The sequence below is a fragment of the Halomonas sp. A3H3 genome (genome assembly GCF_000982975.1).
Lineage (GTDB): Bacteria > Pseudomonadota > Gammaproteobacteria > Pseudomonadales > Halomonadaceae > Vreelandella > Vreelandella titanicae.
In genome coordinates, this window is the sequence record NZ_HG423343.1 from 2,078,451 (window position 1) to 2,101,516 (window position 23,066).

Here is a 23,066-nt window from a genome sequence, read left to right on the forward strand (position 1 = left end):
CCGCGCCGAGCTCCCGCCGAGAGACCGGCGGCGATGGCGGCTGGGGTGGAAATGACTAACGCGCAGGGGCATGCGATTAACAGCAATGCTAACGCACGGTAAATCGACTCCGACCATGCCATGGTCGATACCAGCGGTGGCACTATCGCCATCAGTAGGGCGAGTAAGACGACGGCGGGCATATAGTAATACGCAAAACGATCAATAAAGCGTGCTATCGGTGCCTTGGCGGCCTGTGCTTCTTCAACCAGACGAATAACGCGTGCGATCGTATTGTCATCAGCGCCTCGTGTTACCTCCACCTCCAGGGCGGCATCAAGATTCACTGTGCCAGCAAAAATGTCATCACCAGGCGCTCGCGAACGGGGTATGGACTCGCCGTTTACCGGCGACTCGTCAATGTCGGAGGTGCCCACCAGGATGCGTCCATCGCAGGGTACGCGATCACCGGGCCGCACCAGCACACGCTGCCCGGGTTTAAGTGACTCCGCCGAGACGTCACGCAGATGGCCATTGTCCATCAGCCTCGCCGTTGAGGGTGTTAAATTTGCCAAGGCTGAGATACTGCGGCGCGCTCGTGAAGCAGCTACCCCTTCGAGTAGCTCACCTACGGCGAACAAGAACACGACCATCGCAGCTTCAGCGGCAGCATTGATGGCCAATGCGCCAAGCGCAGCGATGCACATCAGCATCTCTATGGTAAAGGGATTGCGCATTTTGAGGGCGCCCCAGGCACTCTGCGCAATGGGTATTAAGCCGACTAGCGTGGCCAAAATGAAAGGCATATTACCCAGCGCAGGCCATGCTAAACGAAGCGCGAAGGCCACTATCAGCAGATTTCCTGTGATAATGACCAAGCGCCCTTTAGCGGTTTGCCACCAAGAGGATGAAGCACCAGATGCGCGTGTTTGGCCATCATGGGAAGCCACTTGATAGCCTAGTTCGTTCAGGATGCCCTCAATGGTCTTTCGCGAGGGGGCCCCGTGATCGTGGTGGTGAATCTTCACTGATCCCGTGACCGAGCTTGCCGTGACTTCCTCAATGCCTTCCAGTCGCTCTAGCGCCGACACAACCTTGCGCTCACAACCGCCGCAGTCCATGCCTTCAACACGCAGCGTCAAGGTGGTAGGCGCTGTTGTCGGCGTTGATGTTTTCATGGTGCCTCTCCTGCCAATGGGCTATGGTTTTTAAGTGTAAACCTTGTAGCAACTACAGCTTCAAGCCCTGCGTAAGGAGTTTTACCATGTCGATGATCGGCCAAAGTATCAGCATTGGTGAGTTAGCACGACGAGCCGATTGCAAACCTGAAACGGTTCGCTATTACGAGCGTATTGGGCTGTTGCGCGATGCGACACGAACCGGTGGGGGGCAGCGCCGCTATGGAGACGACGCTGTGCGGCGCTTGACCTTTATTCGTCATGCCCGTGACTTTGGCTTTTCGGTGGAGTCAGTGCGAGAGCTTTTGGCCATGTCAGATCAACCTGATATGCCTTGCCAAGAAGTCGATGCCATCGCCACGCATCACCTAAAGAAAGTGGAGTCCCGCCTTCAACGACTGTCCATACTGCGTGAGGAGCTTCAACGGATGGTCACACAGTGTGCCGGTGGTAAAGTGGAAAGCTGCCGAATCATTGAGGTCATCAGTGATCATCAGCTCTGTATCACTGAAAAATCGCACGGAGGGGCTCACGACTTGGGTTAGCACTAACGCTACGCCCCACGCCCAATGGTTAGCCCAGCGAAACATCCAAAAACAGCATGAGTACCAATCCGATGGAGAGGCCCAGCGTGGCCTTTTTTTGGTGCCCGCTTCGATGAGTTTCGGGAATAATCTCATGACTGATCACATACAACATCGCCCCCGCTGCAAAGGCCAACCCCCAGGGCAGTAGCGCTTGTGACATGCTGATGACTCCAGCGCCTAATAAGCCACCTAACGGCTCAACAAGCCCCGTAAGGGCGGCAATCGTCCATGACCGCCAACGTGAATAGCCCACGCCTAGCAGTGATACTGCTACGGCCAGTCCTTCTGGGGCATTCTGAAGTCCAATGCCAATCGCTAGTGGAATGCCTCCTTCGCTTCCCCCTGCGCCGAAGGCCACGCCAACGGCCAGCCCCTCTGGCAGGTTGTGTATCGTAATGGCAATAATAAACAACCAGATACGACGTAGTGAGGCAGCCTCTGGCCCTTCTCGCCCCTGTTCGAAGTGCTCATGAGGTAAGAGTTCGTTCAGTAGTGCGACCATTCCAATCCCTAGCAAGATGGCCGCACAGGCAATGGCAGCAGGTACCACGCTACCTCCGTAACGCAGCTCCGAGGCTTCTAAGGAGGGTATGATCAGTGAGAAGAAAGAGGCCGCTAGCATGACGCCAGCGGCGAACCCCAACGCTAAATCGCGAACACCACGATTCGGTCTTTTGGTAAACAAGATAGGAAGCGCCCCGACAGCCGTCATCAAGCCCGCGGCAAGGCTTCCCAATACCCCCATTGTGACGAGAGAAACCTCTTCCATACCGATTACCTGTCTTGTGTTAGATGAGTGATCACAGCGCTAGGGTTCCATAACGAGGCAAGCACACGTTCACGTTACTAACAATCCATGCAACGTTGCTAAGCACGGGTGGTTACGGCTCGTTAAACGAGATCAAGTCATAAATGGACGCCGTGCCGATAGCTTGTTCCAAGCGATCTCTTGCCTCGTAAAGTGACGCTTGATATTCACCTTGAGTCGGCTGCTCACCCAACATGATGCGTTGACCTTGACCAAGGGGATCAACAGGCTGGTTATTGACTCTCACTTCGTAATGCAGGTTGGGGCCCGTGGCGACCCCGGAGGAACCTACCTCTCCGAGCGACTCTCCCGCATTGACTAAATCCCCAACCACTAGCTGTGGGGAGAATCGGCTAAGGTGTGTGTAGCGACTAATGGCCCCTGTGTCGTGCTCCACCTCGATCACCTGCCCATATCCCCCTTGGCGACCCATAAAGAATACGCGCCCAGGTGCGGTGGCAATGACCGGCGTTCCTGTCGGCGCAGCCAAGTCAATTCCATTATGAGGACGCATCCCTCCATACACAGGATGTCGCCGATTCCCAAAGCGAGACGTTAAGCGGGCACTAAGCACGGGCAACCGCAACGTGCCTAGCAGGGTGTCGCTTTTGAAAAGAGCTACGTCCCCCTTTTGGGTGACCGGCCATATGACCTCCAAGGGCTCTGCCTGATCAGGCAGAGCGGCATAACTGAGGCGTGGTGGCCCAACACGGGCGCCGTCCTGGCGTCGATCTTCCTCCCACACTAATTGAATACGTTCACTGCCAGAAAACTCCAGCGGCGCTGCGATAAACTCGCTGAGCAGTGTTTCCAGTTTAGTGGCGAAACGCGTTGGGACACCTTCTGCTGCCAAGGCCTCGTAGAGGGTGGTATCAATGACGACATCACGCCCAAAGGTTAGGGTATCAACGCTATCGAGCGGTAATGTGCCTTCTTGCTCGCTAGCCGCCTGTAACTTGACAGGGCTAAGTTCAGACGGAGGCAATGACAGATGCGTTTGCCAATTGGCTTCGGCTAGCAAGGGGTAAAAGCCCACCAAGCCTAGTAACCACCAGCGCTGCATCACTGGCCATCCTCTTCCCCAGAGATCTCCGCTACTTCACTCTCGACGGCATCAATCAGCTCTTGCATACCAAAGGGGTCTAAAGGCTCGCCATTGACAAAAAAGGTAGGTGTTTGGCGAATCTGATTGGCTCTGACATCCGCCATGTCTTGGTCAATCACCGCCTGCACCTCAGCAGAAGTCAGTTGCTCTTCGGCAGCCGCTAAATCAAGGCCTCCTTGGCTCGCGATATCGAGGATAGCGGATTCATCAAAACTGCCATGTGAAGCCCATTGATCCTGGCGAGCCAGCAGCCTCTCCAGTACCGGTTCAAAGACGCCCTGACGACGAGCAACTTCTAATACCCGAATGGCCTTGTCCGATACGTCGCCGTGGAAAGGAGTGTAGCGCACGATGAGCCGCACTTTTTCTGGGTAGGTTTCCAGAATACTTTTTGTCAGGGGATAGAAAGCACGGCAGGCTTCGCAAGCCGGATCGAAGAATTCCACAATCGTCACCGGCGCGTCTTCTCGTCCCAAGATGGGGGAGTGTGAACGCACCAAGGAGTCCTCGGCCTGGACACCGCTCTCTTTTGCTGCCTGAGCTTGCATGTCTAAGAGGGCAGGCTTCGATACGGCGACGATCGCAGCGGTCAGCATTAACGTACCGGCCAATATAAAAGACGCTTTTTTGAACATGTTTCTCTCTCTGTCTCAACGATGGGGTGGAAAAGTAGGGTTGAAAAATAAGCCAATCGCTATGGGAGTAAGCTACTCGCTATCTACCTGAGCTGGGAGCCGGCCTCGGTCTGTCACTCATGCCCATATAGATTGGCATTTTGATGCGCGTGGTCACTATGCTCAAACTCTAGGCTGGAATGAGCAATATTGAAGCGCATTTTAAGCTGCTCCTTGATCTCTGCTTTGACGGATTCAAGCTGCTGCCAGCCGGTTTCTGTCAGAACCACGTGGCAGTCAAGGGCTGCCATGTTTTCCTGCATCTGCCATAGATGCACATGGTGAATATCCTGGACTCCCTCGATATCTCGTACGGTCTCAACGACTGCCTGCCCGTCAATGTCCGGGGGAGATCCCAGCATTAGCGTACGGATAGGGCCGCCAATTTCAGAGAAGGCTAGGTAAAGAATATATAGCGCAATCCCTATCGTGATCGCGGGGTCCACCCAGCGCATGTCGTACAGTAAAATAAGCGAACCACCGATAATCACGGCGATGGAGGCAAACGCATCCGATAAGTTATGCAGAAAAAGGGCGCGGATATTGACACTCTCTTTTTGCATTGACCACGTGAGCATGGCGGTAAGGGCATCGACGACGAGCGCGACGCCACCAATAATCACGATCGTCCATCCCTCTATCTCAGGGGGATCGACCATCCGCATAGCGCCTTCGTAAATCAGGTAGACACCGACAATAATGAGGGTGGTGTAATTGATGAGTGCTGCCACTATCTCGATGCGGCCATAGCCAAAGGTCATATGCGCATCGGCAGGCCGTCTGGCGATTTTACGAGCAGCAAAGGCAATGACTAATGCTGCCATGTCAGAAAAGTTATGTAACGCATCAGCGATCAGCGATAGGCTCCCCGCCATAATGCCACCGACGATTTGAGCGATGGTTAAGAGCCCATTGGCCCAAATGGAGATGCTGACGCGCCGGTCGCCAGAGGCAGGATCAATGTGGGGATGATCATGATGATGTCCCATCTGTTACCTTCTCTCGAATTATCTGTTCTTGGTACTATAAAACCTCTAGCAACTAAAGCTTCAACCCTTGAGCATTATCTATTTGCATCGCTGGATTGGGAAGCACGTCCCTAGCTACCAAGGAGCCTTTGTGTGCTGGGCCGAAGGTGATCATGTTTTAGGTGCGGGGCTCAATCCACTTCAACCGGTAACGTCCAATCCACCATGGGTAGATTCATTTATTTTGTCGAGGCGCACCTTGTCTGGTTTGTAATCGTCGTCGCGGGGGGAGGCTTACTCTTTCCGGCCACCGGAATAATGCTTAAGTTCGCGATTGGGCCATTACTGGCATTACTGATGTTGATTATCAGCCTCACATTCGATGCGCATGCAGTGCGCATCGTGTTCCGAAAGCCGTCACGGCAGTTGTTGGCATTGGGGCTGGTCTATGGGCCTATGTCGATTGCCGGGTGGCTAACGGGCCGTCTATTTTTTGGAAGCGGCCCGCTGGCTGCTGGCCAAACCTTGCTCGGCACGCTGCCGACAGATGTGTCCTCTCCTCTTTTGGTACTGATGGCGAAAGGCAATGTGGCGCTTGCCGCTGTTTTCAACGCAGTCAACACCGCGTTATGTCCGTTTATTGTTCCCTTCCTGTTTTTATGGCTCACCGGCCTTCAGTTAGACGTACCGCTTGGATCAATTATTCTTGAATTAACACTAATCGTGCTTCTTCCTACCGTGATTGGGGTCAGCTTGCGTACAAAGTTCTCGGCTTTCTTTGCACGGCATGATTCAGCGTATGCAGGGATAGGGTCGATTCTGTATCTGCTGATCTTACTCGCCGTGGTCGGGCCGAATGCCACCACGATCAATGGCTATGGCTGGTATGCGTTTGTGATTGCGGGCGCGGCCCTGTGCCTCAATTTGATTGGGTACCTGGTAGGTATGTCCTCACGGTTACTCACCTCTGATCGCAAAGAGGTGATTACCTATCTTTTCACGGTCAGTAAAAAGGAATTCAGCATCGCTGCAGCGTTTGTCGCTGCTTCTGGCTTGCCATCAGAGATCGCAATTCCAGCCGCTTTTTTTGCCGTGATTCAAATGATCACTTCGCCCATCGCAGCGAAGATCCTCGCCCGCCACTGAAGGGATGGCCGTATCGGCTCTTCGTCAGAAGAGCAACCTGCACACGGGGTGTACAGGTTGCTCTTACCGACAAAACAGACACCGCTACTCATAAAGGTGGCAAATAGTACCTATGCTAAGTCACTGCGACCAATACTGACCTTGCTAAAAGCATTTAACACAGAGGCTTCGCAGGGTATCTGTTCCTTTTTGGATTTAGGGTGCTTGAACGTATCGGCGAATCCTGGGCAGTGACCAACTAGTTTTTGGACAACACCTTCTACGTGCCGCACGTTAGACAGCACTTGGCGTAACCACTGCTCGAAGCTGCCTTGGTGGCTCAGCGTGAAGACTAAACCTTTATAGGAAGGAGGCTTGGATGCCTCCTCGCTACCGCCAGCTCTGGGTTTTGGAGGGCGTCGTTGGATCTCCATGAGATAGAGCGTTTGATCTAACACATGCACCCGAACGACGAGCACCCCGCGAGGTACCTTGGTCTGAGTATCAATGTAAACCCAATTAGCGACTGACGTTTCCACCTCCTCGTCTATTTCGAAAGGTTCGAGGCTGATTAACCGAGGGTCAGGAGAAGTGCTGAATCCGTCTTCAAAGGTAAACCAGCTAACGCCACGAATCGTTGCGGGATAGGCCGATTGTAAATAGAGAAGCGCATTCCACATATCACGTAGAAAGCCCTGTGATTCCAGTGTAATAGGAGCATGAATAGACGCTTGTCCCACTCCCTTCCCTGACCCATGTGGCTCCCCAGTGGAGAAAATGGTTTCGTCACCCGGAACGGGGACGCCTCGTGTATCGGGCACGCTTTTTCGGGTATATCGTTTATCCAAGACGGCGCGAGGCTTACCTAAAATAACGAATTCGTCCTCAGTAAGGTCTAGCCAGGAAGAACCATGGTCGGGCTCGTCATCATCCGTCAGGTCAATGACATCGGGGATGTCTTGAAGCTGATGATAGGGGAACTGAGAGGGGGCATCGTCGCCATCGGTGGCTGGTACTGTCGTTGATTTCTCTCTTTCGCGGTGGATCGTGGCACCATCGGGCTGCGTACAGCCTAATATCTGCAAGCCTAGGAATGTGTTGCCACCATCAATTGGAACGCCAGAAACAGAGATTTCCCCGCTGCCTTGAAACCATGGAGTGACTTTTAAAAGCATCTTATCTTGGGGGAAGCTGGCTTCAGTCTGCGCATAAATATCTCTGGCAGCTTGTTCGGCATAGGGGTCGTACAGCATGTGCGCGAGCAAAATCGCATCGTGCCTATGAACACGATATGTAAATCTGACAGGCCAGGTACCTGGCGATGGGGGCGCATTAAGCGGTCGATAAAGCCGTTCTTTGACCTCCTCCCAACAGTAAGTGGCGAGCACACGCTTGATTTCAGATGATCGACCGTAAACGCGTGCAAAAAATTCGGTGCAAGGGATGAGCAGATGTTTGCCATCTGGGAGGTCAAATTCAATCAGGTACGATTTGTGTTTTCTGTCCAGCGGTAAATAGCTTGCCTCATGAAAGGAGGTATAGAGGCTGCGCCCTGCTTTGTGCAAGTCGTCTAAGGAGACAATCCGCCAGCCGCCCGGAGAGAACGAAACAGGGAATGTTTTCTCCTCAAATGCGATGCGGGAGTTGCTCACGCCCTTTTCCCAGACGGAGCCGATTCTCAATAGTCCGACATGCGTTAAGACCGTCGTTCGCTTAATCACGTCTCCTAATTTGTTCTCCTGATCAATAGGTCTTAAAAATACATAAATTTTAGGGACGCTTTGTGAGCGGATATTTTTGAAGATAGGCCCGTACCACCAAACGACCAAGCGCTCAGTTTCGTCTTTAAGGGTGCCATCTTGAAAGCTAAAGGTTCTGGATTGTTTGAGAGAAACGGTCACAAGGGCGTGCTCTATGTAAACTCAACATAGAGATTGTCGCAGCAATTATTGTTTAGTCGCAACAATTGTTGAAAATGACAGCCGCCACCTACCAGGGCGGCGCCGCTGGCACTGTGATGGGGCTGTCGAAATGGCCTTCTTCCCCAGTCCGCTTCCAGCGGTAACCCGCAAACCGAGCGCACAGCAGCGACTGCCAGAGCATCCTCCTCAGAGAGCGGCGGCAGAATGCCCGGCAGGCGGCTGGCCAGCATGGTTTTGCCGGTGCCAGGAGGGCCTGCAAACAACAGGTTATGCCCCCCGGCCGCCGCGACTTCCAGCGCACGGCGAGCCTGCTGTTGGCCGCGCACATCGGCAAGGTCATCCACCGGGGCGGTGGTTTTCACCGAAGCGCTGAGCTTGTGCGGGGGTATCTTCTCTTGAGCGAGTAAGTGCGCCACTACCTGCCAGAGAGTATCGGCAGGCAGCACCGGCAAATCGCCTGCCAGGGCGGCTTCATCGGCGCAGTCGCGGGGAATGATCAGTGCTTTTTTCGCCCGCCGGGTGGCCAGGGCAAAGGGCAGTATGCCCGGCACCGCGCGCAGCTTGCCATCCAGGGCCAGCTCACCAGCGCACTCCATACCTTCCAGCGCTTCCACGGGAATTTGCCCAGAGGCGGCGAGGATACCTAGGGCGATGGGGAGGTCAAAGCGGCCACCCTCTTTGGGAAGATCAGCGGGGGCGAGGTTTAAGGTAATACGGCGAGTGTTGGGAAAATCAAAGCCCGCATTAACCAGTGCACTGCGCACCCGTTCGCGGCTCTCTTTTACCGCCGTTTCCGGCAAGCCCACTAGCGTTAGGCCCGGCAAGCCGTTGGCCAGATGCACCTCAACATGCACCGCCGGTGCATCTAAACCTACGCCTGCGCGCGTGGCTACGATGGCAAGCGTCATCGCCTTTCCTCTGCTGTTGTTACTCACGACAATGTAAGCTAAAGCTACGTTACCTTAAGTATTTAACCTATCGTAATTAAGAACGCTTTGGTAGCTTCACGTTCTTCTACTCATTGCCCTGATGGCTAACCGATGGCGCAGCCTCTAGCGCCGTAGTCAGCTTTCGGGCAAAGCGCTGGGCGGAGGGCAGTGCGCCGAAGCTCCATACCGGCGGCAGGCGAACTATCCTGTCATGTCTGACGCTGGGGAGCTGCTGCCACAGGCCGCTTTTTGCCAACTGCTCTTCGGCTCCGGCGGGCAGTGGGTCGATGATCACCAACGTTGCCTCGGGGTAGCGCGCCAGCGCTTCAATCCCTACCAGCGCAAATCCCCAGGCATTTGTGGATTGATCCCAGGCATTGGGGAGGTCGAGCTGCTCCAGAACGGCGTTGTACAAGCTGTTTTCCCCAAACACCCGCACGTGGCGGGCATCCATAAACTGCACCATCAGTAGCGGCGCGATTTCTGACTGTGAGAGGGGCCGGGATTCGCGCAGCCTGGTCATCAAGGCCTGGGTTTCTTCAATAAGCTGCTCGGCCTGGGGCTGGCGCTCGGTTAACTCGCCCAGCTGACGGGTCAGGGTTTGCATTTCCTGCCAGGTATCGGTGCCGGGGGAGTAGAGCGAGAATGAAGTGACCGGGGCGATGCGCTCCAGGCGCGGTGTCAAACCGGCAAACATGGGCGAGATCAGCGTCTGTTCTGGTGGCACTTGAGCCAGCAGTTCCATATTGGGCTGGGTACGTAGCCCCATATCGGTGACACTGTCGGGTATATGGGGCTCGCCCACCCACTCCTGATAATCGCTTTGCTGAGCCACGCTGCTAACCGGCGCATCAATCGCCAGCAAGGTTTCGGCAATCGTCCAGTCCACCGTGGCCCACTGCGCCTGGGCAGTAGAAACGCTCAGCATACAAACAGCGAACAGCCCGCAGCGCGCGAGCAATGAGAACAGGTTGGTGTGGCACATGGTGGTGAGAGGCCATCCAGAAAATAAGAGCTGTATTTAAACGATAATATTTATTGTTTGCAAACCTGCATTCAAGAAAAAAAGCCCAGGCACAGTGGCCTGGGCAGGTTAGGTTACAATAAGTTAATAATGCTTAGACAAGGGCTTGAGCCGTCGCCTAGCACGAGCGTTTAGAAACGGTAGTGAACACTGGCGGTGACGCCGCGCTCGGCACCGAAGTAGCAGTACTCCAGGGAGTTGCAGGAGGCCACGTACTCTTTATCCAATAAATTGTTCACGTTTAAACGTGTTTCGACCCCTTCTACGCCGAGTTGGCTGAGGTCGTAGCCAATGGTGGCATCCACCAGAGTGTAGTCGGGCACGGTTTCGGTATTGGCCCGGTCAGCGGCGATATCGGCGTAGTGACGCACGCCGACACCCATATCCACGCCGTTCAGCCAGCCGTCGTTGGCCTGGTAGTGGCCCCATAGCTGCACTTGGTGCCGTGGGGAGTAAATGGCGTTGTTGCCCTGGTTACCGTCGTCGCTTTTGGCGTAGGTGATGTCGGTGAAGCTATAGCCTGCCTGAACCGATAGGGTATCCGTTAGCTGGGTTTGTGCTTCCAGCTCCAGCCCTTGGGATTCGATCTCCCCTACGGCGCGGTATGGGTCGGTGGGCTGCTCTTTGGTGGCGACGTTCTCCTGGCCGATATGAAATAGCGCCGCGCTGTATTGGTTTTGGCTACCGTTAGGCTGGTATTTAACGCCGGTTTCCCACTGTTCGCCTTCCATGGGCTGGAGCAGATCGCCACTCTCATCCACGAAACTGGTGGGGGTGAAGGCGGTAGAGTAGCTCAGGTAGGGCGCTACGCCGTTATCGAACAGGTAGACCACCCCGGCGCGGCCACTGAACTGGGTGTCGCTAAGGGAACTGGTATCACCGCTATCGCGGTTGGCATTGTCGATATTGACCCAGTCGTAGCGGCCACCCAGGGTGAAGCGCCAGTTATCGAGGGCTATCTGGTCTTGCAGGTAAACCCCGGTCTGGTCGATCTCATGGCGTTCGCGCACCGGGGCGTAAAACTCGATGGGGTCGCTGCCATAAACCGGGTCAAACGCATTGAGCGGCGGGAAATACCCAGTGGGCCATGACACGTCGTTTTCCCGCTGCTGGTAATCCACTCCAAACAGCAGCGTGTGATCCATAAAGCCGCTGCTGAGTGTGGCTTCAAGCTGGTTATCGAGTGTCCAGGCTTCCAGAGATTCATTGCTGCCGGAGTAGTAGCGGGTGAGTTCGTCAGAATCTGGCGACGTCCAACCAAAGCCGTAGACCTGATTGAGTACTACATCTGAATTGAGGTAGCGCATCAATTGGCGGCCGGTCACCTGGTCGTTGAAGCGGTGTTCCAGGGCGTAGCCGAACATGCGTTGGGTTCGCTCGTAGGTGTCGTAATCCTTTTCACCATCAAAGAAGTTGTTGCTGATCTTGTGGCCATTATGGGCGACCACGGCCCCCTCATAGGGTACGCCGGAGTGGTAGCCGCCTTCGGGTTCATCCTGTAGGTAGGCTTCTACGGTGAGGCTGGTGTCATCGGTGATATCCCAGGTGAGCCGGGGCGCAATGGCATAGCGCTCCTCTTCTGCCGGGCCAAACTGGGTATCCGCGGCGCTGGCAATCCCGGTCAGGCGAAAGGCCACCCGCTGCTCTTCGCCAATCGGCCCGGTGAGGTCAAAAGCGGCGCTGCGCTGGTTATGATTACCCACTCGAAAACGAAGCTCACCGCCCTGTTCAAATTCCGGCCGCTTGCTGTTCAGGGCGACCACCCCGCCAGGGGAAGCGCGGCCATAGAGCACCGAGGCGGGCCCGCGCACTACTTCAATGCTTTCCAGAAACCATGGGTCGATGCGCATGCTGCTATGGGAGTTGGCATCGCCCATCACTTTCAGGCCATCCAGGAAGGTATTGCTCAAGCTGCCGTCAGAAAAACCGCGCAGTACCAGGTAGTCGAAGCGATTGGAGGCGCCTACCTGGTTGCTGTAAACACCGGGCGTGTAGTCGGTGGCGCGCTGCACGGTACTTACTCCGCGGTTATCCATCTGTTCGCGGGTGATCGTGGAAACGCTCTGGGGTATTTCGATCGTCGGCGTTTCCACTTTGGTGGCAGCCTGCTGGGCAGTCACCGTGACGGTGGCTAACTCGGTGCTTTCTTGAGCGTATACCGGGGAAACAGCCAGTGCCGAGAGAACGGCGACGCTAAGCGGAGAGCGTAGAAAACGGTGATGGGGGATGAGCATGGAGGCACCTGCAATAAGCATCAATTAACCAATGTGTTAATGAGAATTATTGCGCTTAATGGCTACTGAAAGGTATGCGCAATGACAAAGGGAGTATGCGTACTGCCAAAAAACGTCCAACAGAGGAACTTAGCGCTCCAAAAACAACCCTGCGGCTTTAATGGCGATGGTGTACTTCATGGGGCGCAATGCCAAAAGCGCGCTTAAAGGCGGTGGCAAAATTGGTGGCGTGGCGGTAGCCACAGGCGTGAGCGGTTTGCTGCACGCTATAACCTTTGCGTAAGTACGCTTGAGCTTGGGTCAGGCGACAACGTCGTAGGTAGTCGAATATCGAGCAGCCGTAACAGCGGTGAAACTTGGTGCGTAGGCTGCTCGGGCTCATCGCGGCATTGCGGGCCAACTGCTCAAGCCGATAATCCTGGTTGGGGGAGTGTTCGAGCTGCTGACGCAAGTGCTCCAGGCGCTGGTGGTCGCGCTGGGTTAAACCCGGTGGCAGGCTGACTGCCTTTTCTTCGTCGCTGGACTCAAGGGAGGCGGCAGGCAGCCCATGAGCTAACAACTGGAGCGCGATCCCCTGCCATAGCAGGCGCTGCCGCTCTACTGACCAGTTCGAAGCCAGTGCTGCCTCCAGGCTATGGATAAGGAACTGCGGCACCTGCCAAGTATGCAGTACGGGCGCTGCCGGAGGGGCAACATTGATAGGCGAACAGCTAATGGGCGAGAAAGAGAGAGGCTCTGTGCAAGCCAGAATCGATACGTTGAGAATGCGCAATCGTTGTGGCGCGGGCTGGAAGACCTCAAGCCCGGTCTGCTCGTTGAAATGGGCACTGAAGGCGTCGCCGGCCTGCAACTGAAACGACTGGTGCCCTAGGCCGACTTGGATATGGCCCTCGAGTATCACGCTGAGAAACCACGGCGCGGCACGCCGGGAAGTGGAGGCGTAAGCGTGCAGGACATCAAGATCAGAGTGTGTCACCCGCAGCGTGGGGTCTACCTCAACGTCCATCACCCGCCCATGGGCAACACAAGGCGCTGGCTGGGAGCGGTCAGGCGCTTCGGGAAAGCGGTAGTCGATCCCGAAGCGCTGACCAATAGCCAGCAGGTCATGGGTGGTTAGTGGTACGCAAGATGGCGTTATTGAGCCGAGTGTAGCCATCCCCGTTACCTCACCCTTGAGCGGTTGTCAGCGAGTAGCGAACCAGCACTCAGTACTCCATCGACCAGTTCAGGGTGTAAGTACGCCCGCGGCCCTGGTAGTCGTAGAGGTACTCTGGGCCGTAGTAGGGCGAATAGAACATGGCGGCTCGCTGACCCCAGACGGTGGAGTACTGATCATCCAGCAGGTTCTGCACTCCCAGGCTTAAGGTGCCAAAATCGGTTTCCTGGCTGAGCGATAAGTCGAGGGTGGTATTGCCATCGATCTCGCGGTCGGCATCGTCTTTCAGGTCGAAGTTGTGGTTGGCCTGCAAGCGAGCCGAACGTACATAGTCCGTCCAGCCAATAAAGGCAGTGGCGGAAGAGAGCGATGCATAGCGGGCGTCACGCTTCTCCCACTCCCCTTGGTCGTTCTCCTGCTCGGAACGCACCAGGTGCAGAGTGCCCCCTGCCTCCAGGCCATTATCAAAGTAACGGGTCACGGCGCTTTCCAGGCCGAAGTCGCGTTTCTTCTCATCGACGACGCTGACGCTTAAATCCTCGGCATTCTCTACCGCTTTGTCCGACCAGGCGTAGTAAAGCGCTGTTTGGGTCGTCCAGTTGCCACCCTGGTAGCGCCAGCCTAGCTCTATCTGATCCGTCTCGATGGCAGATAACGGGTTGTTATCGACACTTACGTCGGGGCTCTTGCCGTAATATTTGGCAGGATCTGGCAGTTCGAAGCCCTGGCTAAACTGCAGCCAGTTCTGGTGACCGTTGCCGTAGTCGTAGAGGGCGCTGGCATTGAAGAGCGTTGCTTCATAGTCATTCTCGCCGCCAGGAATCCCCTGGAATTCATCCACCTCGACGTCCATATGCTGCTGCCGCAACCCTGCGGAGAGCTTGAGCGCCTGGGTGGCCTGCCAGTCGCCCTGGAGGAAGCCTGAAAGCCCGTCCACTTGATAACCGGGGTAGCGAGGCTCAACCCCCGATGCCTGCTGAACCAGGCCGCCGGAAGCATCCGATATGTCGGTATCGAACAGCATCTGGCTGGCATCGAAGGTTTCACGATCCAGATCGAGGCCGTAGGTTAGCGAAACGTCATCACCCAGGCGCGATTCAAACAGCGCTTTGATGCCGCTTAAATCGGTGTTTTGTTGCGAGGCGCGAAATTGCAGGCCGTCGGCGACTGGGTAGGGAAATGCCTGGAAGCTGGACTCCTCCTCCCGGTGGAATGCCTGCAGGTAGAAGTTTTGCCCCCACAGGTTGGCGTGGTGATAGTTGACGTTGACGAGCTTACGGTCGGTTTCCGGATCGCGCTGTGAACGGTAGCCATCGCGAATTTCGGCATCGTTCAAGTTGGGCGTGGCAGCGTCGAGGTTGGGAAAGTAAACACCCCGGTCACCTTCATAGCCTGAACGGTACAGCTGGGCACCCAGTTCCAGACTCTGTTCATCGGTCAAGCGGAAAGAGAGGTTGCCCAATACATCAATGCTGTGATTATCCTGTAGGTCGGTCTGGGCGATATCGGGAAAGATTTCCTGGCCGCTGCCGTCATAGTGGCGGCCGTTGTCGCCAATGGCGGTACCCAGATAGCCTTGAACCCGCTCGTTACCACCGCTGATGGATTGTGCGAGGCGTCGATCTATGTCATCGCTGTTGTTGAAGCCGGTGGTGATGCCTGCTTCAGTACGCCAGTTCAGGCCTTCTTCACCTTTGCGGGTAATGATATTGATCAAGCCCCCCGTAGCACCGCCGCCATACAGGCTGCTGGCGCCGGAAAGCACTTCCACGCGCTCAATATTGAAGGGATCGATGGCATCGAACTGTCGGGAAAGCCCACGGGAACTGTTCAGCGATACGCCGTCGATGAGCACCTGCACGCCCCGGCCTCGCATGTTTTGCCCATAATTGGTGCGCCCTTGAGGCGCCAGATCCAACCCCGGTACCAGATGCCCCAATGCTGTCTTTAGGTCTGCACCATTGCGGGTCTGCTGTTGCAGCATCTCTTTGTCAATTACCCATACAGCACCGGGAATTTGACTGATCTGACTAGGAGTGCGCGATCCAACGACCACCATGGTCTCGTCGGCGCTAGACGCAGTATTTTGGGCGAAAACGCCATTGGAGAAGCTCAGTAACAGGCCGGTGCCAACAAGCCCAGATATTGAAACAGACGACGGCGAAAAGAAAGGCTTTGCAAAAGGCAGCTTTGCAACAGATAGGTTTGATAGTGACAGGGCGTGCATAGTGAACAATCCGCAGACGGTAAGAAAATCAAAGGCGGAGAGTATCACCACGAAAAACAAAGTCAACGATAGTGATTCGTATTTATTTTGCGGTGCGCGCAGCAATAGGCCATTTCCCTATTGCTGCTAATGAAGCTTGAACGTTAAGCGGGTTTATTCTTCTCGTCTTCTGCATCTGATTCCGGCGCATGCTGCTCTGGAACTGGTGGGGCTTCAGCTTCGAGCGGCGTGGACGTCGTTGGCGCGGAGGCATCAACGGCTGCTTCAAGGTTAGCGACTTGGCGCTCTAACGCCTCTACCCGCGAACGGGTGCGCTGCAGTACATCCATTAAAATGTCGAAATCTTCCCGTGAGACAAGCTCCAGGCGGTCGAAGGCGCCACGCACGACTTGCTGCACGCCCTTTTGAATATCTTCTGGCGCCTGGGAGGCGTTTTGTAAACGGTCACCAATCTGCTGGGCCAAGCGGCTAATACGGTCTTGAGGCGCCATCGTTCTCTCCTAGATAAACCTGCTTTAAATATTGCTTACCGGTAAGGATACGCAACAGTTGGCGAATTCGCATGTATCGCGTGCTTTTACTGCTTAACCCAGGGTGTGCATCGAAATAGAGCAGGCTACTTTTGCTTACGCTCTTTTTTGGTGCAATAGCGGTGGTGTGAGAATGGATTTGCTCAGATTTAGCTCTGAGCTGCACTTTTGATGACGGCTAATTGGCTGACTTATAAGCAAAAAAAGTCAGCTGGCACAGTATGCGCATTATCGGTTCAGGTGCTTATTCTGGCGGCTGTGCCGCTACCAATCTAGCAGGACTTATCCAGCAGGGGAGATCCGGGATGAAACTCATCACCGCTATCATCAAGCCATTTAAGCTCGACGACGTTCGTGAGGCATTGGCCGACAACGGCGTTCAGGGCATTACGGTCACTGAAGTTAAAGGTTTTGGCCGTCAGAAAGGGCATACCGAGTTGTATCGTGGCGCGGAGTACGTCGTCGACTTTCTACCCAAGGTAAAAGTGGAAGTGGCCGTAGACGACGCCCGTTTGGAGAGCGTATTGGATGCAATCTGTAGTGCGGCTAACAGCGGCAAGATCGGTGACGGCAAGGTGTTTGTGACACCGCTTGAAGACGTTATTCGGATTCGGACAGGCGAGCGCGGTGCAGACGCCGTTTAACGCTGCTTTTTCGGATCATTTCTATAGTTCAACGGGGAACTTACAATGAATGAGTTGACTGATCTGAGCTACGCGCTCGATACGTTCTACTTTCTAATTTGCGGTGTGCTCGTCATGTGGATGGCGGCAGGCTTCTCCATGTTAGAGGCGGGCTTAGTACGCTCCAAAAACACCGCTGAGATACTGACCAAGAATATCGCGCTGTTTGCCATTGCCTGCACCATGTATCTGCTGGTGGGCTACTACATCATGTACTCCAGCAGCGCTGGCGGCTTCCTGCCCAATCTGGGCTTCTTGATTGGCGCTGAAAACAGTGTGGATGCGGTTACCGCAGGCGGCGATGACGCGCCCTACTACTCCATGCGTTCTGACTTCTTCTTCCAAGTCGTGTTCGTGGCAACCGCCATGTCAATTGTGTCGGGTGCCGTCGCTGAGCGTATGAAACTGTGGGCATTCCTGGCCTTTGCTGTGGTAATGACCGCGTTTATCTATCCGGTGTCTGGCTACTGGACTTGGGGTGGCGGCTGGTTGTCTGAAGTGGGCTACTCTGACTATGCGGGTTCCGGCATTGTGCACCTTGCCGGTGCGGCGGCTGCGTTAGCGGGTGTGATCGTGCTAGGCCCACGTAAAGGTAAATACGGTAAAGACGGTTCTATCCACGCTATTCCCGGTGCCAACATGCCGCTGGCAACGCTGGGTACCTTCATTCTGTGGATGGGCTGGTTCGGTTTCAATGGCGGTTCCGAGCTTAAACTTGCGGCTGTCGATTCTGCTAACAACGTGGCTCAGGTGTTTGTAAACACTAATGCAGCAGCGGCAGGTGGTGTGATTGCGGCACTGATCCTGGCCAAACTGTGGTTCCGCAAAGCTGACCTGACCATGGCATTGAACGGTGCCCTGGCTGGCCTGGTGGCCATCACCGCCGATCCGCTCTCTCCGACCGCACTGAGCGCTACCATTATCGGCGCGATTGGCGGCATCATCGTGGTCGCAGCCATCGTCACCCTCGATAAAGTGAAGCTGGATGATCCGGTCGGCGCGATCTCGGTTCACGGTGTTGTCGGTATCTGGGGCGTGCTGGCAGTGCCGCTGAACAATGACGGCGCATCATTCGGTGCCCAGATCATCGGTATCGTAGGTATCTTCGCTTGGGTATTCCTGGCCAGCCTGGTGGTATGGCTCATCCTGAAAGCCATCATGGGCATCCGGGTTAGCGAAGAAGAAGAGTATGAAGGCGTTGATATCGCTGAGTGCGGTCTCGAAGCCTATCCCGAATTTGGCATTAAGAAATAAACAGCGGCATTAAGAAATAACTTAATGCTGACCTAGTGAGCTGGCGTGCTCCTTCTGGCCTCCCCTTAGTGGGAGGCTTTTTTATTCTCTGCCGATAGCGGTGTATGCTGGTAGTTAGCGGTTAACGGCTGCAACATTCGCAGCCGTTCAACCCGACCCCATCATGGCCACCCAGTTAGAGGATATGGTAATGAAATTGATCACAGCGATTATCAAGCCGTTTAAGCTCGACGACGTACGCGAGTCGCTCTCCGATATCGGCGTGCAGGGTATTACGGTGACGGAAGTGAAGGGCTTTGGGCGCCAGAAAGGGCATACCGAGCTGTATCGTGGTGCTGAGTATGTGGTGGACTTCCTGCCCAAGGTGAAGCTGGAAGTCGCCGTGGACGACGACATGGTCGAGCAGGTGATTGATGCCATCACCCAGGTGGCGAACACAGGTAAAATCGGCGACGGCAAAATCTTTGTGATGCCGCTGGAGCAGGTGATTCGTATCCGTACTGGCGAAACGGGCAAAGACGCGGTTTAACGGTGAAGGGTAAGGTGTGAATGGTAAGTAGTGCCGAGTAGACAAAGCCCCTGTGGATGCTCTCCCCAGGGGCTTTGTATGAGTGATGCGATCATTCTGGCGGCTAAACTTTTTTCTATTCACCACTCACTCATTACGATTCACTATTTACGTCTCACTTCTCGACAAACGCACGCTCGATGACGTAGTCGCCCGGCTCGCCCATGCGCGGCGAGATATTCAGACCCAGCTCGTCAAGTAGCGCGCTGGTATCGTCCAGCATGGCGGGGCTGCCGCAGATCATCGCGCGATCCTGGCGCGGATCAATGGGCGGCAGGCCGGTGTCTTCAAACAGCTTGCCCGTACGGATATGGTCGGTTAGGCGCCCCATGGTGTGGAACTCCTCCCGAGTAACGGTGGGGTAGTAGACCAGCTTTTCAGCGATGTCTTCACCCAGGTATTCATGGGCTGGCAGCTCTTTGGTGATAAAGTCGGCGTAGGCCAATTCAGAAACTTCCCGCACACCGTGAACCAGCACTACCTTCTCGAAGCGCTCGTACACTTCAGGATCCTGGATCAGGCTCATAAACGGCGCCAAGCCGGTACCGGTGGAGAGCATGTAGAGGTTGCGGCCCGGCAGTAGGTCATCGCATACCAGCGTGCCGGTGGGCTTGCGGCTAACCATGATCTGATCGCCTACTTTCAGGTGCTGAAGGCGTGAAGTGAGCGGGCCGTCGGGTACTTTAATGCTGAAGAACTCAAGGTGGTCTTCGTAGTTGGGGCTGGCAATGGAGTAAGCGCGCATCAGCGGCTTGCCGTTCACTTCCAAACCAATCATCACGAACTGACCGGTTTTGAAACGCAGGCTGCGCTCGCGGGTGGTGCGGAAGCTGAACAGGGTATCGTTCCAGTGATGGACGCTAAGCACTTCTTCCAGAGCAAACTTACTCATGCCGTTTTCTCCATTAGTCGATGCTGGCGCTAGTCCGCATCGGTCATATTCTTAAAAAGAATAAAAATGATTAAATATGTTGCCAGCAAGTCTAAGCAAAGGGTGGTATATCTGTTAAGCGAATTATATTGATAACGGTTATCTGAAAAATAGATATAGATCAAATAAAGGTCAGACTCTATGCACTACACCCTGCGGCAGTTGGAAGTCTTTGTGGCGGTTGCTCAGCATGAGAGCGTCTCCCATGCGGCGCGGGCGCTGGCCATGTCTCAGTCGGCAACCAGCACGGCGCTTGCGGAGCTTGAGCGGCAGTTCGACTGCCAACTGCTGGATCGGATTGGTAAACGCTTAAAACTTAACGCACTGGGTTTTCAGCTGTTGCCCAAAGCGGTGGCGCTGCTGGATCGCGGCGAAGAGATTGAAGAGCTTCTACGTGGCCAGAAAGGGGTTGGGTCGCTGGATGTAGGGGCTACGCTGACCATTGGCAACTACCTGGCCACGCTGCTGATCAGCGATTTTATGCAGCGCCACCCCGGTAGCCGGGTGCGCTTGGCAGTGCGCAATACGCGCCATATTATCGAAGGCGTGCGCCAGCACTCGCTGGATTTAGGCTTGATCGAGGGGCAGTGCGACGATGACATGATCATCAGCCAACCCTGGGTGGAAGATGAGCTGTGCGTGTTTTGCTCGCCGCGACACCCACTGGCAGGCCGCGAGCACCTTGAACTTGAACAGCTGCTGCGTGAGGACTGGATTATGCGCGAAGAGGGCTCTGGCACCCGCATGACTCTGGAGCATGCCGCGCGCCACCGCCGCAGCCGGTTTAACACCCTGCTAGAGCTAGAGCATACGGAAGGTATTAAGCGTGCCGTGGAGTCAGGGCTGGGGATTGGCTGTGTCTCGCGCCTGGCACTGCGAGATGCCTTCCGGCGCGGCAGCTTGGTGCCGCTGCCTACGCCGGAGTTGGATCTAAAGCGTCAGTTTACGTTTATCTGGCATCGGCACAAATACCTCACCACCGGCGTGCGCGAATTTCTGCGCCTGTGCCGTGAAATGACCGCTGGGGCCAAGCGCAGCGACGATATTGCGCTGCCGCCGATTCCTTAAGCGTTTATCGCTCAGTCAATTCGGGAGCAGGCAACTGATGGTTGCTAGGGGCGTTTTTTGGCTCAAGTGTAAAGCCGCCTACCAGCGCAGCGAGCCTATCCGCCTGATCGTTTAGCTGTTCAGCGGCGGTCGTCGACTCCTCCACAAGCGCGGCGTTTTGCTGGGTCATTTGGTCTAGGTCGGTGACGGCAATGCTCACCTGGCTAATGCCCTCGCTTTGTTCTCGAGCGGCCGTACTGATATCTCCCAACATTTGCGTTACCCGCGTGACGCTTTCTGCTAATTCGTGCATTGCCGACTCCGCATCTCGAACCATTTGGGTACCGCTTTCAACCTTGCCAGCCGAAGTATTAATACGCTGGCGGATATCCTTGGCGGCTTCGCTACTGCGAGAGGCTAATTTGCGAACTTCGTCGGCGACCACGGCAAACCCACGACCGTGTTCGCCAGCCCGGGCGGCTTCCACAGAAGCATTCAGGGCAAGCAGGTTAGTCTGAAAGGCGATGCCGTCGATGACGGTCACGATGGCCTGAATTTCATCGGAATTGGAGCGAATATCATCCATCGTTGCCACGACTTGCTCAAACGCGCTGTCGGTACGCGAGGCTAACTGCGAGGCGGTTTGTGAAAGCCCACTGGCTTCTTGCGAGGCGTGAGTGGTATGGCTAACGGTGCTGCTGATTTCTTCCATCGCAGAGGAGGTTTGCTGCAGGCTGGCAGCGGCCTGTTCAGTGCGCCGTGAGAGGTCGTGGCCACCTTGAGTAATTTCATTAGCCGCGTGGTTGACGGCTTCACTACTACGGCGCACATCCAGCAGAATAACCTGAATTTTTTCTGCAAAGGCATTGAACTGCTCAGCTACCGCGGCACTTTCATCTCGCCCATGCACCGGTAGACGTTGGGTAAGGTCACCATGGCCTGAAGCAATCTCTGCCATGCGGCTTGCAAGCCGCTTAAGAGGCCGTGCGATTCGCCCGCCAATCCACCATAGCGCTGCCACCCCCAATGCTGCCAGAAGTAGCCCTACTACCGTCATGCCCAGCGTATTTTGCTGGCGCTGCTCGCTGAGAACTGCTTGCAGCTCGCCTAACTCCGCAAGCGCTACGTCTTCAGGGAGCTGGAGTACCAACACCCAGGGGAGGCGAGTATCGCCAATGGTAATAGGCTGATAGCGCTGCAGTAGACCATCGTTAACGCTGCTTTGCAGGCTACCTTGCTCTGATGCCTCTCGGATGCCCGCGAGAATTGTACTGCTAAGGGAGTCACTGGCAGGCGAGCCCAGACTCTCTACGCCTGCCGTGTCGGCGACTAGCCCCCCACTTCCCGCGACGAGAGCCATGCGCCCAGCGCCTTCGTATAGCGCTTGGTTGGCATCGCTTAGCAGGGTTTGGATAAAGTTAAGGGAGAGGTCTACCCCCGCAACGCCACGAAACTCGCCATCCACCAAAATGGGGGCGTTAAACGAAGTGACCAGTTGCGTCTCGCCGCCATAGTCATAAGCCGCCGGATCGATAATGCAGGGAACTAGGGTTTCACGAGGGCAAAGATAGTATTCGCCTTCCCGAACGCCGCTGGGAAGGCGTTCTTCACTCTCCATGGTATCTCCCAGCGGCAGCACTTCTAGCGTTTCATCCTCGGTGCGGTACCACCAGGGCATAAAGCGACCGCTACCGTCATGGCCATAGCGCTCATCTCCTGCATATCGTGCGTCGTCACCAAACGCATTGGGCTCCCAGCCGATAAATGCATCCAGCAGTGTCGGGTTGTCGGCCACAGTTTGGCGCACTAAGTTAGATAGTTCGCGGCGGTTCAGGTAAAGCGAGCGGCGCCCCTCTTCATCCTCCATACCCATCAAAGCATTAGTAGTCGCCAATTGATTGGCGATAGTCATGGCATTGTTGAGTTCGCGCTGAATACGCCCGCCCTCTGCTTCGGCAATGGCATCCAAGCGCGCATTCAATGCACTTTCCATCAATGCGCCGGTATGCTCATTCACCGTTTGCTGGGTGCGGGCCGCGGCGACCAAGTTATAGATGACTAGCGCAGCCACAATCGCGAGCAAGCAAGGGCCCGCAAGTGCGACGACAAAAGAGCGTAACGAACGAAAATGCATAGC

Annotated in this window: 19 protein-coding genes and 1 pseudogene; 6 read left to right on the top strand and 14 right to left on the bottom strand. The window is 55.3% G+C overall.

Annotated features, from left to right (window positions below; all coding sequences use genetic code 11):
• The coding region (locus HALA3H3_RS09265; protein ID WP_144410452.1) for a heavy metal translocating P-type ATPase at positions 1–1,157 on the bottom strand (1,157 nt) is incomplete at its 3' end.
• Positions 1,158–1,243: 86 nt separating this feature from the next.
• On the opposite strand from HALA3H3_RS09265, the gene HALA3H3_RS09270 reads away from it, so the two are divergent.
• Positions 1,244–1,702 carry a MerR family transcriptional regulator gene (locus HALA3H3_RS09270; protein WP_022521290.1) on the top strand — a complete coding sequence of 153 codons (459 nt, stop codon included), beginning with the start codon at positions 1,244–1,246 and terminating at the stop codon, positions 1,700–1,702.
• Between the two features lie 28 nt (positions 1,703–1,730).
• On the opposite strand, the gene HALA3H3_RS09275 is transcribed toward HALA3H3_RS09270, so the two are convergent.
• The 4 genes from HALA3H3_RS09275 to HALA3H3_RS09290 form a co-directional block, all read right to left on the bottom strand.
• Complete coding sequence (locus HALA3H3_RS09275; RefSeq protein ID WP_016916429.1) at positions 1,731–2,513, bottom strand: ZIP family metal transporter; 783 nt, start codon at positions 2,511–2,513, stop codon at positions 1,731–1,733.
• A 112-nt stretch (positions 2,514–2,625) separates the two neighbouring features.
• Positions 2,626–3,615 (bottom strand): M23 family metallopeptidase, encoded by a 990-nt coding sequence (locus tag HALA3H3_RS09280; protein ID WP_022521291.1) that lies wholly within the window; start codon positions 3,613–3,615, stop codon positions 2,626–2,628.
• Positions 3,615–4,292 (bottom strand): DsbA family protein, encoded by a 678-nt coding sequence (locus HALA3H3_RS09285; protein WP_022521292.1) that lies wholly within the window; start codon positions 4,290–4,292, stop codon positions 3,615–3,617. Before HALA3H3_RS09285 ends, HALA3H3_RS09280 begins: the two co-directional genes overlap by 1 nt.
• A gap of 113 nt (positions 4,293–4,405) precedes the next feature.
• A complete protein-coding gene (locus HALA3H3_RS09290) occupies positions 4,406–5,320 on the bottom strand; it encodes a cation diffusion facilitator family transporter (RefSeq protein ID WP_022521294.1) in 915 nt (304 codons plus the stop codon).
• Positions 5,321–5,524: 204 nt separating this feature from the next.
• Between HALA3H3_RS09290 and HALA3H3_RS09295 the strand changes: the two genes are divergently transcribed.
• Positions 5,525–6,445, top strand: a complete 921-nt coding sequence (locus HALA3H3_RS09295) for a bile acid:sodium symporter family protein (RefSeq protein ID WP_022521295.1) — start codon at positions 5,525–5,527, stop codon at positions 6,443–6,445.
• A gap of 110 nt (positions 6,446–6,555) precedes the next feature.
• Here HALA3H3_RS09295 and HALA3H3_RS09300 read toward each other — a convergent pair whose 3' ends face one another.
• From HALA3H3_RS09300 to HALA3H3_RS09330, 7 genes and pseudogenes are all read right to left on the bottom strand, one after another.
• Positions 6,556–8,325 carry a hypothetical protein gene (locus HALA3H3_RS09300; protein WP_022521296.1) on the bottom strand — a complete coding sequence of 590 codons (1,770 nt, stop codon included), beginning with the start codon at positions 8,323–8,325 and terminating at the stop codon, positions 6,556–6,558.
• Between the two features lie 80 nt (positions 8,326–8,405).
• A pseudogene (locus HALA3H3_RS09305) lies at positions 8,406–9,254 on the bottom strand (YifB family Mg chelatase-like AAA ATPase); the annotation flags it as partial.
• 106 nt (positions 9,255–9,360) lie between these two features.
• Positions 9,361–10,260 carry an ABC transporter substrate-binding protein gene (locus HALA3H3_RS09310; RefSeq protein ID WP_022521298.1) on the bottom strand — a complete coding sequence of 300 codons (900 nt, stop codon included), beginning with the start codon at positions 10,258–10,260 and terminating at the stop codon, positions 9,361–9,363.
• Between the two features lie 170 nt (positions 10,261–10,430).
• A complete protein-coding gene (locus tag HALA3H3_RS09315; RefSeq protein ID WP_022521299.1) occupies positions 10,431–12,533 on the bottom strand; it encodes a TonB-dependent siderophore receptor in 2,103 nt (700 codons plus the stop codon).
• Positions 12,534–12,690: 157 nt separating this feature from the next.
• Entirely contained in the window at positions 12,691–13,689 is a 999-nt protein-coding gene (locus HALA3H3_RS09320; protein WP_022521300.1) for a helix-turn-helix transcriptional regulator, read from the bottom strand.
• A 49-nt stretch (positions 13,690–13,738) separates the two neighbouring features.
• Complete coding sequence (locus HALA3H3_RS09325) at positions 13,739–15,916, bottom strand: TonB-dependent receptor (RefSeq protein ID WP_022521301.1); 2,178 nt, start codon at positions 15,914–15,916, stop codon at positions 13,739–13,741.
• Positions 15,917–16,059: 143 nt separating this feature from the next.
• The gene (locus tag HALA3H3_RS09330; RefSeq protein ID WP_022521302.1) at positions 16,060–16,407 is read right to left on the bottom strand and encodes an accessory factor UbiK family protein; all 348 of its coding nucleotides are present in this window, start codon (positions 16,405–16,407) and stop codon (positions 16,060–16,062) included.
• Between the two features lie 344 nt (positions 16,408–16,751).
• On the opposite strand from HALA3H3_RS09330, the gene HALA3H3_RS09335 reads away from it, so the two are divergent.
• The 3 genes from HALA3H3_RS09335 (at position 16,752) to glnK (ending at position 18,912) form a co-directional block, all read left to right on the top strand.
• Positions 16,752–17,090 carry a P-II family nitrogen regulator gene (locus HALA3H3_RS09335; protein WP_007112359.1) on the top strand — a complete coding sequence of 113 codons (339 nt, stop codon included), beginning with the start codon at positions 16,752–16,754 and terminating at the stop codon, positions 17,088–17,090.
• 45 nt (positions 17,091–17,135) lie between these two features.
• Complete coding sequence (locus HALA3H3_RS09340; protein WP_009286189.1) at positions 17,136–18,383, top strand: ammonium transporter; 1,248 nt, start codon at positions 17,136–17,138, stop codon at positions 18,381–18,383.
• 190 nt (positions 18,384–18,573) lie between these two features.
• Positions 18,574–18,912 (top strand): P-II family nitrogen regulator, encoded by a 339-nt coding sequence (glnK, locus tag HALA3H3_RS09345; protein ID WP_027957942.1) that lies wholly within the window; start codon positions 18,574–18,576, stop codon positions 18,910–18,912.
• 154 nt (positions 18,913–19,066) lie between these two features.
• Here glnK and HALA3H3_RS09350 read toward each other — a convergent pair whose 3' ends face one another.
• A complete protein-coding gene (locus tag HALA3H3_RS09350; RefSeq protein WP_007112363.1) occupies positions 19,067–19,843 on the bottom strand; it encodes a ferredoxin--NADP reductase in 777 nt (258 codons plus the stop codon).
• Positions 19,844–20,023: 180 nt separating this feature from the next.
• Here HALA3H3_RS09350 and HALA3H3_RS09355 point away from each other — a divergent pair, with 180 nt between their 5' ends.
• Positions 20,024–20,950 carry a LysR family transcriptional regulator gene (locus HALA3H3_RS09355; RefSeq protein WP_009286188.1) on the top strand — a complete coding sequence of 309 codons (927 nt, stop codon included), beginning with the start codon at positions 20,024–20,026 and terminating at the stop codon, positions 20,948–20,950.
• A gap of 4 nt (positions 20,951–20,954) precedes the next feature.
• On the opposite strand, the gene HALA3H3_RS09360 is transcribed toward HALA3H3_RS09355, so the two are convergent.
• Positions 20,955–23,063 (bottom strand): methyl-accepting chemotaxis protein, encoded by a 2,109-nt coding sequence (locus HALA3H3_RS09360; RefSeq protein WP_009286186.1) that lies wholly within the window; start codon positions 23,061–23,063, stop codon positions 20,955–20,957.
• Between the last annotated feature and the right edge of the window lie 3 nt (positions 23,064–23,066).